Source organism: Cupriavidus sp. 86D6 (genome assembly GCF_057815095.1).
On the sequence record NZ_JBYPSB010000005.1, the window covers coordinates 183,570 to 198,036 of the forward strand.

The 14,467-nt window shown below is 66.8% G+C and carries 12 protein-coding genes; 3 read left to right on the plus strand and 9 right to left on the minus strand.

Annotated features, from left to right (window positions below; all coding sequences use genetic code 11):
- Window positions 1-55 precede the first annotated feature (55 nt).
- The 4 genes from AC3G88_RS14230 to AC3G88_RS14245 form a co-directional block, all read right to left on the minus strand.
- The gene (locus AC3G88_RS14230) at window positions 56-982 is read right to left on the minus strand and encodes a LysR family transcriptional regulator (RefSeq protein ID WP_488772105.1); all 927 of its coding nucleotides are present in this window, start codon (window positions 980-982) and stop codon (window positions 56-58) included.
- A 19-nt stretch (window positions 983-1,001) separates the two neighbouring features.
- Window positions 1,002-1,757 (minus strand): GntR family transcriptional regulator, encoded by a 756-nt coding sequence (locus AC3G88_RS14235; RefSeq protein ID WP_488772104.1) that lies wholly within the window; start codon window positions 1,755-1,757, stop codon window positions 1,002-1,004.
- Window positions 1,758-1,869: 112 nt separating this feature from the next.
- Entirely contained in the window at window positions 1,870-2,607 is a 738-nt protein-coding gene (locus AC3G88_RS14240; RefSeq protein WP_488772103.1) for an aspartate/glutamate racemase family protein, read from the minus strand.
- A 19-nt stretch (window positions 2,608-2,626) separates the two neighbouring features.
- Window positions 2,627-4,135, minus strand: a complete 1,509-nt coding sequence (locus tag AC3G88_RS14245; RefSeq protein ID WP_488772102.1) for an NCS1 family nucleobase:cation symporter-1 — start codon at window positions 4,133-4,135, stop codon at window positions 2,627-2,629.
- A gap of 295 nt (window positions 4,136-4,430) precedes the next feature.
- Here AC3G88_RS14245 and AC3G88_RS14250 point away from each other — a divergent pair, with 295 nt between their 5' ends.
- Window positions 4,431-6,890: an ATP-binding protein gene (locus AC3G88_RS14250; protein ID WP_488772100.1), complete on the plus strand. Its 2,460-nt coding sequence runs from the start codon at window positions 4,431-4,433 to the stop codon at window positions 6,888-6,890.
- Window positions 6,853-7,290 carry a response regulator gene (locus tag AC3G88_RS14255; RefSeq protein ID WP_400395617.1) on the plus strand — a complete coding sequence of 146 codons (438 nt, stop codon included), beginning with the start codon at window positions 6,853-6,855 and terminating at the stop codon, window positions 7,288-7,290. Before AC3G88_RS14250 ends, AC3G88_RS14255 begins: the two co-directional genes overlap by 38 nt.
- Before the next feature lie 11 nt (window positions 7,291-7,301).
- Here the strand turns inward: AC3G88_RS14255 and AC3G88_RS14260 are convergent, their stop codons facing one another.
- The 4 genes from AC3G88_RS14260 to AC3G88_RS14275 form a co-directional block, all read right to left on the minus strand.
- Window positions 7,302-8,942, minus strand: a complete 1,641-nt coding sequence (locus tag AC3G88_RS14260) for a sensor histidine kinase (protein WP_488772099.1) — start codon at window positions 8,940-8,942, stop codon at window positions 7,302-7,304.
- A 15-nt stretch (window positions 8,943-8,957) separates the two neighbouring features.
- Complete coding sequence (locus AC3G88_RS14265) at window positions 8,958-9,155, minus strand: hypothetical protein (RefSeq protein ID WP_488772097.1); 198 nt, start codon at window positions 9,153-9,155, stop codon at window positions 8,958-8,960.
- Between the two features lie 261 nt (window positions 9,156-9,416).
- Window positions 9,417-9,857, minus strand: coding sequence for a nuclear transport factor 2 family protein (locus tag AC3G88_RS14270; RefSeq protein ID WP_488772096.1), 441 nt, complete (start codon window positions 9,855-9,857; stop codon window positions 9,417-9,419).
- A 139-nt stretch (window positions 9,858-9,996) separates the two neighbouring features.
- Window positions 9,997-11,199: an NnrS family protein gene (locus AC3G88_RS14275; protein ID WP_488772095.1), complete on the minus strand. Its 1,203-nt coding sequence runs from the start codon at window positions 11,197-11,199 to the stop codon at window positions 9,997-9,999.
- Between the two features lie 355 nt (window positions 11,200-11,554).
- Here AC3G88_RS14275 and AC3G88_RS14280 point away from each other — a divergent pair, with 355 nt between their 5' ends.
- Window positions 11,555-13,189: a methyl-accepting chemotaxis protein gene (locus AC3G88_RS14280; RefSeq protein WP_488772093.1), complete on the plus strand. Its 1,635-nt coding sequence runs from the start codon at window positions 11,555-11,557 to the stop codon at window positions 13,187-13,189.
- Here the strand turns inward: AC3G88_RS14280 and AC3G88_RS14285 are convergent.
- Entirely contained in the window at window positions 13,150-14,424 is a 1,275-nt protein-coding gene (locus tag AC3G88_RS14285; protein WP_488772375.1) for a cytochrome-c peroxidase, read from the minus strand. The genes AC3G88_RS14280 and AC3G88_RS14285 overlap by 40 nt on opposite strands.
- Window positions 14,425-14,467 lie beyond the last annotated feature (43 nt).

Genomic DNA, 14,467 nt, shown 5'->3' on the forward strand with positions numbered 1-14,467 from the left:
CAACTCAGCGTTGCGCCACAAGCAAAGCGGGCCAAACCGAAATCCGTCTGCGAATTCAGTCGCGCTGGCCGGTCGGCCCCGGCAGCGAGGCCAGGAAGTCCAGGAAGGCCGCGATGCGCCGCGAGCCGCGCTGGCTCGGCAGGTAAAGCGCGGTGACCACCGAACTGGACTGGTTCGGCGTGACCGACCAGTCGTCGAACAGCACGGTCAGCCGGCCCGCCGCAATATCGGCATCGACGAGCCAGTCCGGCAGCAGGGCGATGCCGTTGCCGGCCAGCGCCATGTCCCGCAACACTTCGATATTGTTGCTGCGGAACGGCCCGCCGATGGGCACGCTGATCGGGTCGCCGCCGACACTGGTTCCGGGTTGGAACCGCCAGACCTGGTCGCGGGCGCCAAAGCTGAAGCGCAGGCAGCGGTGGTTGACCAGGTCGGCGGGCTCGGCAGGCCAGCCGTGCTGGTCGAGACAGGCGGGGCTGGCCACCACCAGGCGGCGGAACCGGCCCATCTCGCGGGCGATCACGTTGTCATAGGCCGCCGCGCTGCCCAGCCGCACGGAGACATCCACGCGGGCGCCAAGCAGGTCAACGATGCTGTCGGTCAATTCGACATCGAGTTCGAGCTGCGGATAGCGCGCCAGCCAGGCGCCCAGATGGGGCGAAATGCAGCAGCGCCCGAACGCGACCGGCAGCGATACCCGCAACTGTCCCACCGGCTGGTCGCCGTGATCGGCAATCGAGGCATCGGCTTCGGCCACGGCTTCGAGGATCTGGCGCGCCTGCTGGTAGTAGCTGGCGCCGGCCTCGGTCACCGTGACCTGCCGCGTGGAACGGTTGAGCAGCACCGTGCCCAGCGAGGCCTCCAGGCCGTCCAGCATCCGCGTGACCGACGACGTGGCCAGGTTCATGCGTCGCGCGGCGGCCGAGAAGCCTTTCGCATCGACGGTCTCGACATACATCTTCAGGGCGAGCAGCTTGTCCATGGGCGGGCGGTGCGGGCGGTCAGCCCTTGCTGAAGATGCTGTAGAAGTCAGGTGCGCCGGTTTCGCGCACGGTCAGGTCCAGCGAGCTTTCGATGTGGGCCAGGTGTTCGGCCATCACGGCCTGCGCCTGCGCGGCATTGCGCTGCTCGATGGCGTCCACCAGCACGCGATGCTCGTCCTCGGGGCAGGCCGGTGCGCCGGGGCGGTCGTAGAGCGTGATGATCAGGCACGTCAGCGACACCATTTCGCGAATCAGCTTTTCCAGGATGGCATTGCCGGCCATCTCGGCCAATACGATGTGGAACTCGCCCGACAGCCGGATCACGGCGGCGCGGTCGCCGCGCGTGCGGGCGTCGTCTTCCTGGCGGATATGCCGGCGCAGGCTGCGGATCTGCGTGGCGTTGGCCGTGGTGGCAAGCAGGCCGGCAAGTTCCGGTTCCACCAGTCGCCGGGCCTGGAAGACCTGGCGCGCTTCCTCGATGCTGGGGCTGGAGATGAATGCGCCGCGATTCGGTACCAGCGTGACCAGCTTTTCATGCGCCAGCCGGGCGAATACCTGGCGGATCCGGGCGCGGCTGGCGCCGGTGACCTCGCACAGCCGCTCTTCCACGAGCTTGGTGCCGGCCAGCAGCCGATGCTCCATGATCGCGTTCAGCAGATCCTGGTAGATGCCTGCATTGACGGAGGATTCGGCGGCCTCGGATGCCGCGGGCTCGCCGCCGTCCTGCGCGGCGGGCGGCTCGGAATCCGCGGATTTTTTGCGTCGGGTTGCCATGTCGTGGACGATATCCCGCTGCGGGCGCAGCGAGTGAAGACAAAAGTTACGCGTATCGTACACAAAAATGGCACTGCGCCGGGCCGGATGGCACCGGACCGGTGCGCCGGCGTCACGCGTTCAGGGCGTAATGCGACAACATGCCGGCGTAAGGCTTGGGCAGCGGGCGCGCCCAATCCCCCAGCTTGCTGGTGGCCAGACGTACCGAGACCAGCGCCTCGGCCATCTTCACGGCGCAGGTGACGCCGTCGATGACGGGCGCGCCGATCGCGTCGGCAATCTCGTCGCAGAGGTCGGTCATGCCGGCGCAGCCCAGCACGATGCAGTCGCTGCGGTCTTCGGCCAGCGCCTGGCGGCAGGCTTCGGTGATGATGCGGCGTGCGTCGGAGCCCGGCCTTTCCAGGTCCAGCACGGGCAGGTCGCTGGCGCGCACGTTGCGGCAGAAACGCGCCATGCCGTAGCGTTCGGCCAGGTGCCAGGCGATATTGCAGGTACGCGACAGCGTGGTGACCACGCTGAAGCTGGTGCCGATGAAGCTGGCCGCATGCATGGCCGCCTCGGCTACCCCGATCACGGGCCCGCGTGCCAGTTCGCGCGCGGCGAACAGGCCAGGGTCGCCGAAGCAGGCGATCACGTAGCCGTCGATGCCTTCGCGCTCGCCGGCCAGGATCTCGTCCAGGATACCCGGCACGCTCAGCGCCTCGTCGTAGTGGCTCTCGATCGAGGCCGGCCCCATGCGGGGACTGACGGCCACGATGCGGGTGTCGCCGTGGGCCACGGCCCGGGCGCACTGGCCGATCTTGTCGGTCATGCTCTGCGTGGTGTTCGGATTGATGATCTTGATTTTCATGGTGTCGTTCACGGGGAAATCAGGCCTGGCGGGCATCGGCAATGTGGGCCGGCATCAGCCGCGGCGCGAGCGCGCGGTACAGCACCAGAGCAATGCCCATGCCAATGAACCAGCTGTAGCTGGCCAGCCACTGCCACGACGGAATCACCACGCACAGCACGGGGACGATGGCCGAGGGGATCATGGTGGCCACGGCGGTGGGGTTGTAGCCGCGGCGGTACCAGTAGGTGCCGGTCTTGCGCAGCGTGTAGAGGTCGTCCACCACCACGCGCTGGCGGCGCACAAGGAAGAAGTCGGAGATCAGGATGCCGAACAGCGGGCCGATGAACGCACCCAGCACGTCGAGCGTGTAGTGGATCATCGTCGGGTGGTTATACAGGTTCCACGGCGTGATGAAGATCGATGCCACCGCCGCGATCATGCCGCCCGTGCGCCAGCTGATGTACCTGGGCGAGACGTTCGAGAAGTCGAAGGCCGGGGACACGAAGTTGGCCACGATGTTGATACCGATGGTGGCGGTCATGAACGTGAACGCGCCCAGCAGCATCGCAAAGGTGCTGTCGATATGGCTGACGGTCTCCACGGGGTCGGTGATCAGCTTGCCGAACACGGGCAGCGTGGCCGACGTGGTCACCACCACCAGCAGCGAGAACCCCAGGAAGTTGACCGGCAGGCCCCAGAAGTTGCCGCGCTTCACGGACCGGAAGTCCTTGGCGTAGCGCGAGAAGTCGCCGAAGTTCAGCATCGGGCCCGAGAAGTACGACACCACCAGCGCGATGGCGCTGAGCATCACGGGCACTGAATCCCAGCCCTGGTACTTCAGGAAGCTCAGCGTGAAGTTGACGTTCTCGATGCCGGCCTTGTTGACCAGCCAGATGGCCAGCGCAATCATCACCACGTACACGGCGGGGCCGGCCCAGTCGATGAACTTGCGGATGGTCTCCATGCCGGTCCAGAACACCAGCGCCTGCAGCACCCAGAGTGTCATGAAGGCGGCCCAGCCCAGCGAGGACAGCCCGGCAAAGCCATGCTGCTTCAGGTCGGCGTACGGCGTCAGCTGCGGGAAGAAATGCAGCGCCAGCACCAGGAACGCGCTGGAGGCCAGGTAGGTCTGGATGCCATACCAGGCCACGGCGATCAGGCCGCGGATGATGGCGGGGATATTGGCGCCCAGCACGCCGAACGATGCGCGGCAGATGACGGGGTAGGGCGTGCCGGTGACCTGGCTGGGTTTGGCCACCAGGTTGCAGAAGCACTGCACGATCACGATGCCGATCAGCAGTGCCAGCAGCACCTGCCAGCTGGACAGCCCCAGCGCGAACAGGCTGCCGGCGGTGATGTAGCCGCCCACGCTGTGCACGTCGGACATCCAGAACGCAAAAATGTTGTAGGTGCCCCAGGTCTGCTTGCGCAGCGGGGCAAGATCCTCATTGGTCAGCCGCTCGTCGTAGCCTGGCTTGATCACGGCGTTGCTATCGGGGGCGTCCGTGCCGAGGGTATCGACGGCGGGCGAAGCGGTCACTGGCATTTCGGGTCTCCGTTGGTGGCCTTGCGTACCTTGCGCAGGTCATCGTTGATTTCGATGTGACTACAAAATTGTCTACAAAATCGTTTTCATTTGTTTACGAAGTTGTAGGTCACAGAGTTTTGATTGTCAACATAACGTGGGACGAATGCGGGTAGACCCGATGCGGGGCGGCCGTCGGGGCGTGGCGCTTGCAGTTTTTACCCGGGGGCCCGCTAATGCTGTCGATTCCGCACAAAGCGGGCGCTGGCCGCGTGGCTGTGCCAAAATCGGCGCCATGCCTCAAGGCGGAGCAAGCATGGTTCACCACCCCACATCCACGGCGGCGGCAGCGGCCGGGGATTGCGCCAAAGAACCGATTCATATTCCTGGCGGCATTCAGCCGCATGGCTTTCTGGTCAGCGTCGACGATGCCGGCAACGTCGTGCAGGCCAGCGCCAACACGGCACTGCTGGCCGGCAGGGCGTCCGGCGAGATCGATCCGTTGCTGGGCCAGCCGCTGGCGGCGCTGGTCGGTGACGGTGCCGCGCTGGCGCTCGACGCGCTGGCGACCCTGAAAGCCGAAGGCATTCCGCTCTATGCCGGATCGGTGGCGGACCCGCGCGGCCTGCGCGACGGCGCGGCGGCTGGCTTGTATTCGCCGCTGGCCATCGTCGTCCACATTTGGCAGGGCGCGCGCATCGTCGAATTCGAGCCCGCGCGCGGCACCGCCGACGTCTTCGCATCGATCTATCCGCTGGTCCGGACCTTTATCAACAGCCTGCAGGACGTGGACAGCGTCCAGGAGCTGGCGCGCCTGGCGGCAGACGAAGTGCATCGCATCACGGGTTTCGGCCGCACCATGGTGTACGCGTTCGACGACGAAGGGCACGGCCACGTGCTGGCCGAGTCGACGGATGCCGGCTACACCAGTTACCTGGGGCAGCGGTTTCCGGCGTCTGATATCCCGCCGCAGGCGCGCGCGCTGTACGTGCGCAACCGCATTCGCCTGATTGCCGATGCCGACTACGTGGCGGTCCCGCTGATGCCGGCGCTGCATCCCGCCACGGGCCAGCCCACCGACCTGACCTATGCATCGCTGCGCAGCATTTCGCCCGTGCACGTGCAGTACATGAAGAACATGGGCACCTGCGCGTCGATGTCGATGTCGATCGTCGTGCGCGGGCGGTTATGGGGCCTGATCTCCTGCCATCACGCCACGGCGCGCGTGGCGTCGTTCGAAGTGCGCACGGCGTGCGAGCACATCGCGCAGGTGCTGTCGCTGCAGGTGGAGGCCAAGGAGGATCACGACGAGGCCAGCTACCGCCTGGCGCTGCGCCGGCGGCAGACCGGGCTGCTGGCGTCCATGGCCAATACCGACGACTTCATCGAGGCCATCTCGGGCGATGCCGACGACCTGCTGGCGCTGGTGGGTGCCACGGGCGCGGCGGCGGTGTTCGAGGGCCGTATCGTCCGGATCGGCGAGGCCCCGTCCGACGCGGCCATCGAAGGCTTGCTGGCGTGGCTGGACACGCGCGGCGAGGACGTCTATGCCACCGACCAGCTCGCGACCGAATGGACCGATGCCGCCGCGCAAGGCATGGGCCCCGAGGCAGCCGGCATGCTGGTGGTGCCGCTGTCGCGCATGTTCCGCAACTACGTGATCTGGTTCCGGGCCGAGGTGGTGCGCACCATCCGCTGGGCGGGCGACCCGCGCGCCAGGCTGGCGGACCTGTCGGCGTCGCTGTCGCCGCGCGAGAGCTTCGATGTCTGGACGCAGACGGTGCGCGGCCGGAGCGAACCGTGGCGGGCGGCGGAACTGGAAATGGCCACCGAGTTTCGCGGTGCGTTGCTGGGCATCGTGCTGCGGCGAGCCGAGGAACTGGCCCATTTGGCGCTGGAGCTTGGCCGCGTGAACCGCGAACTCGAAGGGTTCTCGTATTCGGTGTCGCATGACCTGCGCGCGCCGCTGCGTCATATCGTCGGGTTTGCCGATCTGCTGCGCGAGATGGACCAGGACCGGCTGTCGGAGCGCGGCCGGCATTTTGTCGAGCGCATCATTGCGCAGGCACGTTTCGGCGGCAAGCTCGTGGACGACCTGCTGGCGTTCTCGCAGATGGGGCGCGCCGCCCTGCGTCCGCAGCGCGTGGACCTGCGGGCGCTGGCCGAGCGCCTGCTGGCCGAGGAAACCAAGGGGCTTGGCACGCGGCGCCTGCAATACAAGGTCGGCGCGCTGGGTCAGGTGACGGCAGATCCGGTGCTGATGGACGTGGTGCTGCGGAACCTGATCGCCAACGCGATAAAATTCACCGGCACGCGCGGCGCCGATGCCGAGGGCCCTGCCGGCATGGTCGAGGTGGGCACGATGCCCGGCGAGGCAGCCTTCGAAGGCCAGGACCTGTTCTTCGTGCGCGACAACGGCGTGGGCTTCGACATGCGCTACGCCGACAAGCTGTTTGGCGTGTTCCAGCGACTGCACCGCGTGGAGGAATTCCCCGGTACCGGCATCGGACTGGCCAGCGTGCGGCGTATTGTCGAGCGTCATGGCGGCAAGGCGTGGGCCGAAGGCGAGGTCGATCGCGGGGCCACGATCTGGTTTTCGTTGCCGCGTGATTTCGTGCCGGAGGGCACCGCCGGTGTCAATGAAACGGCCGCCGAGGCCGCGGCCCGGCTGGCAGCGGTGTCGTCGGGCCAGCCGTACCGGCCCGTGTTGAAAGATGCAAGAAACCCGGAGAACGAGCGTGCTGAGGCCGATCCTGCTGGTGGAAGACAATCCTGACGACATCGAGCTGACGTTGATCGCGCTGCAGAAAACCCGCCTTGCCAACCCGGTGGTGTCGGTGCGCGACGGTGCGGAGGCGCTCGATTTCCTGCGCCGCGAAGGCGCCTATGCCGATCGCCCGGAAGAGAATCCGGCGGTGATCCTGCTGGACAAGAAGCTGCCGAAGGTGGACGGCCACGAGGTGCTGCGCGAGGTGCGCGCGGACGATCGGCTGCGCCGCGTGCCGGTCGTGATGCTGACATCGTCGCGCGAGGAACGCGACCTGCTCAGGAGCTATGACCTGGGCGTCAATGCCTATGTGGTGAAGCCGGTCGAGTTTGACGATTTCATGGCCGCCATCAACGACCTGGGCGTATTCTGGGCCGTGCTGAACGAGCCGCCGCCGTACTCGCGCTAGCCTGCGCGGCGCTAGCGCGCGCCGCCCGCCAGTTGCGCCCGAGGCAGTTGCACGCGGAACATCGATCCCTTGCCCAGTCCGTCGCTGTGCGCGCTCACGCTGCCGTTGTGCATCAGCACCAGATTCTTGACCATCCACAGCCCCAGGCCCAGGCCCGGCGCGCGATTGGCGTGTTCGCGGTGGGCCTGTTCGAACCGCTCGAAGATGCGCTCGAGTGCTTCGGGCGCGATGCCCACGCCGGAATCCCGCACGGATAGCACGACGTGCGCGCCGTCCGACGCGACGGCCAGTTCCACGGTGCCGCGCTCCGCGAACTTCAGCGCATTGGTCAGCAGGTTCAGCACCACCTGCTTGATCCGATGCTCGTCGGCCATCACCAGGCAGGGCAGCGCCGGCGCGACGATCAGCGTCACGTTCCTCGACTCCGCATCCAGACGCAGATCTTCGGCCACCGTGGCCGCCAGGGCCGCCATGTCCAGCAGGCGCAGATCCACCGACAGCTTGCCGGTGGCAATGGCACCGCTGTCGAGCAGATCGTCCACCATGCGGGCCAGCTGGCGGGTATTGCGTTCGATGACCTCCCCGGCACGCCGCACGTGGGCCGGGTCGGTGCCGCGCTCCAGCAGCGTGGTCCACCACAGGATGGCGTGCAGCGGCGAGCGTAGTTCGTGGCTGACCGCTGCCACGAAATGGTCCATGGCGCGGGCACCGCGCTCGCTCACTTCGCGGGCGCGCTGCTCTTCCTCGGCCACTGCCTGGTAGTGCAGTTCCGACGCCTTGCGCGCCGTGATGTCGATCGTGAAGCCGATCAACGACTGGGCCGAGCCGTCCTCGAGATAGCGTGCGGCGCCGCGCGACATCAGCCAGCGCATGGCGCCGTCCTGCCAGAGCACGCGGTACTCCACCTCGAAATGCGCGCGGCTGGCGATGGCCGCTGTCATGGCGGTACGCACCATCTCGCGGTCGTCCACGTGCATCAGTTCGCCAAAGACCCGCGCCTCATTGATGGCGTCGTCCGGCTGCAGCCCCATGTTGGCCTTGCACTGGTCGGTACAGGCCATGAACCCGGTGGCGACGTCGAGTTCCCACGCGCCAACCTTGGCAAACGCGAGCAGCTCCTCAAGCTGTTTGCGGTGCGTTTGCAGCGCCGCATTGGCTTCTTCCACCAGCACCTGGCGCAGCCGCGCCTGCGACCGCAGCTTGGCGTGCTCGCGGCGGGTCTGTTCGGTCTTGACGATGTGATCGGTCACGTCCATGACCTGGAGCACGAATGCCGCGTCCGATACGCCATCCAGCCGCGTCGCCTTCGCCTGCCAGTATCGTTCGGTATTGCCGGTGCCGGCGGGGTGGCCGTCGTAGCGGATCAGCGGCGACAGGCGCGATTCGCCTTCCAGCAGGTCGTCGAGCGTGCTGGCAAGCCAATCCCGGCGTGCCGCCATCTGGGATTCGGACAGCGAGGGATTGATGTCGAAGACCGACTTGCCCATGACATCGTTGCGCGAGCGGCCGGCCATGGCCAGGTAACGGGCATTGGCGGCCACGACTTCGAACGCCGCATTTAGCACCAGATAGGACTCGGGCAGGGCGTCGAACAGCGCCCCCGTATCAAACGCACGTTGGAGCGGTGGCTGTTGTTCGAGAGCGTCGGGCATCAGCGTATCGCGCGGCTACCACGCGCCGGATTCGGCGTGCGCGGCAACACGAGCCAGCAGATCGTTGAACGCCCGCTGCGCCCCCGCGCCAGCGTGCGCGATCTCTGCCGGCTCGCGCACGCTGGCCGACGTGGCGGCGCGCAGTGCGGCCAGCACGTCACGCAAAGTGGGCGATGGTGAGGCAGGGCTGGATGGGGTCGAGTGTTCAGTCACGCGGGTGATGATCCGATGGTCCCGAAGTGTGCGGCGAGCGCACCGCCCGGCGTGGCAGCGATGCATAAGGATGCGTGCCCACATGGTACAGGAAGTCCTCTGACGCACGGATGCTGCGGCGTTGTGCGCATTTGCACGCCGGCGCGGACGGAAAAAGGGCGCTACCCCTTGCCGGGTGCGCCCCTTTCCCTGCTATCTAAACTCTATCGGAGGATGTCAGACATCCTATCAATGCCCGGACTTCCAGACAGGTAGCGTCGCTCAGGCAGCCGCCTTCACCGCCTGGCGCGCAATCAGCTTCCACTGCCCGCCTTGCTTTTGCCATACCTGTAGCACCTTGAGCAGCACGGTTCCCTGCTTGCCGCTGTCGAGCGTCTCGCCGGACAGCGTATGGCGGATTACCGCGACGTCGCCTGACACATGCACGGTCTGGTCGGTAATGGTGATGCTGACGAAGTCCGACTTCTTGTCGAGCAGGTCGCCGATAAAGCTGGTCTTGGTGTCGATGCGGCCGCCGGAGTGGCCGTAGCTCAGCGAATCGGCCACCAGGCCTGACAGGGTGGCCTGGTCCGGATCAACCATGGCCACGCGCAGCTTTTCGGCGGCGGCGGTGACGGCCTGGTCGGACGATTGCGCCACGGCCGGCGTGGCGGCGATGCCCAGCAAGATGGCGGCGCCGAGCGCCGCGGTGAATCTACGCATGATGTCTCCCATTTGTTCTGTTGTGCCTGGGTGGGTCGATGGCAACCGCCGCGTGGAATGTCGTCGCGAGCAGTTGTACGTCATCGTATCACAGCGGGGCAGAACCGCAACGCGTGACATGCGGCCGGGAGACAGCGGGTCAGCCCTCCTTGCCATCCAGGCGCGGACGGGCCAGGAAGGGGGTGTATTTCACGAGGTACAGGACCAGGGACAGCACCCACAGCGCGCCGGATAGCGCGATGGCCTGTGGCTTCAGTTCTGGCAGCCAAAGCGGGCCAGCCGCCCGTATCACGGCAGCCAGCACCATAAACAGATAGGCAAGGTGTTCCATGCGGCCAGTTTCAAGCCGGCGGCCGGTATGGCCAAGGGCGGTGCGCGTGACCATCGCGATGATGGCGCAGCCGATCACGCCGACGGTCAGGGCATGCAGCGCCGTGGAGCGGTCGAGCCAGCCGGCGGCGGCAGCGGCGATCAGGACGAAGCCGATCGGCAGGAACGCGTAGGCGACGTGCAGGATGCTGACAATGGGCCTGCGAAGTGTGCGATGCGAATCCCAGCCATGCAGGCGGACGCCATGGGCAACCGCCGCTGCCAGTGCCAGCATGCCGGTCAGCCACGCGGGCGCCTGCAGTGTGGCGGCAACCGTGGCCAGCAGGGTCAGCGCGACCACGCCGCGTTCCACCGTCTGCCAGCGGCGGATGCGCACGCCGGGAATCGCATTGGCGGTGAACATCGGAATCACGCGCCCGCCGATCACGGTCACGAAAATCGCCACCAGACCGGTGGCCGCTTCGGCCGCATGCAGTGCCCAGTCGATGCGGCCTGCCTGAAGGGCGCCGTGAAACCCGATATTGAGCGCGCCCATGATGCCCAGCGCGATCGCCAGCCCGTAGTTTCGCTGGCTCCTGGCCCGGCGCAGGATGCTGTAGAAGCTCAGGCTGCATAGGGGAAGGAAGGCCACATCGGCCGCAATGGCCGCCCAGGCCGGCCCGGTCCACATCAGCACGCGGGCCAGCAGCCATACGCCGGCCAGCGCACCGAGCCAGGCGCCCTGCGGGGTTTGCAGGCCAGTCCAGTTCTTGCCCGCCGTAAAGAGAAAGCCCACGACGACGGCGCCCGAGAACCCGAACACCATCTCGTGGGCGTGCCACGCCATGCTGCCCAGCCACGGCTGCGTGGCTGGTATCCACCAGCCCAGATACATCGCCACCCAGGCCGCCATGGCCATCGCGCCGAATGCCGCGGCCAGCAGGTAGAAGGGACGGAAGCCGAGCGCCAGGATGGGCAGGCCGCGATAGGCGGGCGCGCGCGAAGGTGGGGAGATCTGCAGCAGGACGGACATGGTGAGAAGCGCGAAGGGATGATGACGTGCAGGAACGTGCGGTGTGACGGAATCGATTCTAGGAAAGATGCATATGAAATGCAATTTATTGAGGCGGCGCTGCATGAAATCCGTTGCGTAAGTGAAAACACCGAGGCGATTTACCCTCAACCCCTCCTCGCGTAGGGGTAAATCGAAGCCATGTCTACCCGTTAGCCACACAAAGCAGACATTGATCAGAGCGGCGCGCAACGACGCCCGCCAATACCACTAGAACGGGTTCTCTCAGCGATGTCGGTCATGGCGCACGCCGTGGCTCCAATCGTGTTTTGGCCTGACGTTGGGCCGCTGAATCGGGAAAAGAGGGAGAAGCACCGTGAAATTCAGGGATCTTTCGATCAAGACCAAGCTCCTGGCGGGGTTTGGCACGCTGGCGCTCGTCGTGCTGGTGGTGTCCGGGTTGTCGCTCCGTGCGCTGAGCCGGTCTACCGAGAGCTTTGCCGCCTATATCAACGGGCTCAATGCCCGGGCCGAAGTGGCCTCCCAGGTGCGCACCGCCGTGGACCGTCGGGCCATTGCCGCGCGTAACCTGGTGCTGGTGACCACGCAGGCCGCTCTGGACACCGAAAAGGCCGAGGTGCTCAAGGCCCACGACGATGTGGGTGCGCGCCTTGGAAAGCTCAAGCAGATGGTCATGGCCGAGGGGGTCAGCGAAGGCGCGCGCAGCCTGGTGTCCGAGATCGACCGCATCGAATCGCGCTACGGTCCCGTGGCGACCGACATCGTCGGACTGGCGCTAGACGGCAAGAAGGACGCCGCGATTGCCAAGATGAACGCTGAATGCCGGCCGCTGCTGGCCGCGCTGGTCAAGGCCACGCGCGACTACGCGGATTTCACGCGCGAGCGCCAGGAGGAGATGATCCGCAACCTCGACGACGACTACGCGCGGCAACGCGCGTTCCTGATCGTGGTGGCGATTGCCGCCGTGGCGTTCGGCATCTTCGGCGGGCTGCTGCTGACGCGGGCCATTACCGGCCCGATCCAGCGCGCGGTCGAGGTGGCGCGCACGGTGGCCCGGGGCGAGGTCGGCATGCGGATCGAGGTGGATTCCCAGGACGAGCCGGGCCGCCTGCTGGCCGCGCTGCGCGACATGAACGACCGGCTGGCCGAAACGGTCGTGCGCGTGCGCGAAAGCAGCGGCAGTATCGCGATTGCCACCGGCGAGATCGCCAGCGGCAACATGGACCTGTCCAGCCGTACCGAACAGCAGGCGGCGTCGCTGGAGGAAACGGCGGCAAGCATCGAAGAACTGACCGCCACGGTACGCCACAACACCGACAACGCCCGGCAGGCCAGCGAACTGGCGCGCAATGCCGCCGCAGTGGCGCAGCAGGGCAGCGGCAGGGTGGGGCTCGTGGTCGATACGATGGAGGGCATCAGCGCCAGTTCGTCGAAGATCGCTGACATCACCGGCATCATCGAGAGCATCGCGTTCCAGACCAATATCCTGGCGCTGAACGCGGCGGTGGAGGCTGCGCGCGCGGGCGAACAGGGTCGTGGCTTCGCGGTGGTGGCCAGCGAGGTGCGCAGTCTGGCGCAGCGCTCATCGAACGCCGCCAAGGAGATCAAGGAACTGATCGACGCCTCGGTGGCGCAGGTGCGGGCCGGTTCGACGCTGGCCAGCGAGGCCGGCCAGACCATGGTCGAAGTCACCCAGGCCGTGGCGAGCGTGACCCATATCGTCGGCGAAATCGCGGCGGCGTCGGCCGAGCAGAACCGTGGCATCGAGCAGGTGAACCAGGCCATCGTGCAGATCGATCAGGTGACGCAGCAGAACGCGTCGCTGGTGCATGAAGCGGCCGTTGCGTCGAAATCCCTCGAAGAGCAGGGCAAGATGCTGACCGATGCCGTGGCCTTCTTCAAGCTGCCGGGCAACGGCGGTCAGCGCGGCCAGGCAGCCCAGGCGGCAGGTCAGCGCCTGGCCTCGACGGGCGGCATCGCGTTCACGTAAGCGGCATCGGTCAGGGTGCGCAGGAACGCCACGATGTCATCGATCTCGCCGTCGGTGAGTGCGGCCGGCATGCCCGGCTTGCGGTTCATCGGCGGCGAGTTCACGTTGATGTTGTCGCGGTAGGCGGCGGGAACGTCGTCGAAGACCTTGCCGCCGCGGTACCACTTGCCCGGATCGATCGAGCGTGTGTTGTAGAACGCCACGGCGTCGCGCAGCGTGGTGAACACGCCGTTGTGCATGAAACGCTGGCGCACCGCCACGTTGCGCAGGCCCGGCGTACGCAGATAGCCACACCACTGCGTGGGCTCGGGCCAGCGCAGGCGCCGCGCGGTGTCGCACAGGCCGTTGTCGAAATGCTTTGGATCGCGGTTGGCGGGCAGCGCGCGATTGCGTGGCACGGCAATCGCGTCGTAGCCGAAGTCGGTGAACAGCGAACGTTCGGGGCGGCTCGCCGTATCGGACAGCGTGTGGCAGCTCATGCAATTGCCCTTGTCAGGATTCTTGAACAGCGCCAGCCCACGGGTTTCCTGAACGGTGAGTGGCGTGCGGCGGCGCAGGTAGTCATCGAAGCGCGACGTGAACGGCGCCATCTCGTCGCTCTGCATGTAGGCCTGCAGCGCGGCGCCCAGCGCGCGCAGCAGCGCCTCCGGGTCGCGGCGCACATCGGGGCCGAACTGTGCGGCGAGGGCGGGTGCGAGGTCGGTGCCGTTGACATTGCGAAGCAGGCCGGCAGGCGTGCCGTTGTTCATCTCGTTGGGGTCCAGCAACGGCCCGCGCACCTGCTCGGCAAGGGTATCGGCGCGGCCATCGGCGAACAGCCCGCCGAACGGCGAGGCGGCGGGAGCATCGTCGTCCTGGTAGAAATGCCGGCGTGGCACGTAGCGGACGTACAGCAGCGAAGGCGGGTTGCGCAGGCTGAAATGACCGGGGCGGCTGCCTTGCGTCACGCCCGGCGTATTGGCGGGCAGCGTGGCCGAGAACGCGCGGGCGGGATCATGGCAACTGGCGCACGACTGGCCGCGCGGCATTGACAGGCGCGCATCGAAGAACGCGCGGCGGCCCAGCGTCACCAGTGCCGGGTCCGGACGGAACACGGCAACGGTGGCGTCCACCTTGGCGGCGACCTTGGGTGTGCCGCTGCCGATGGTGGCCACCACCGTGGCGGGAGGCGCACCCGGCAGCAGCACCGTTTCCGCGGCCAGCACGGGCGATGCCAGCGCCCATGCCAGCAGCATCGCACGGGCGGCGGGCACGCCATTTCTGCGAAACGGATGCCGC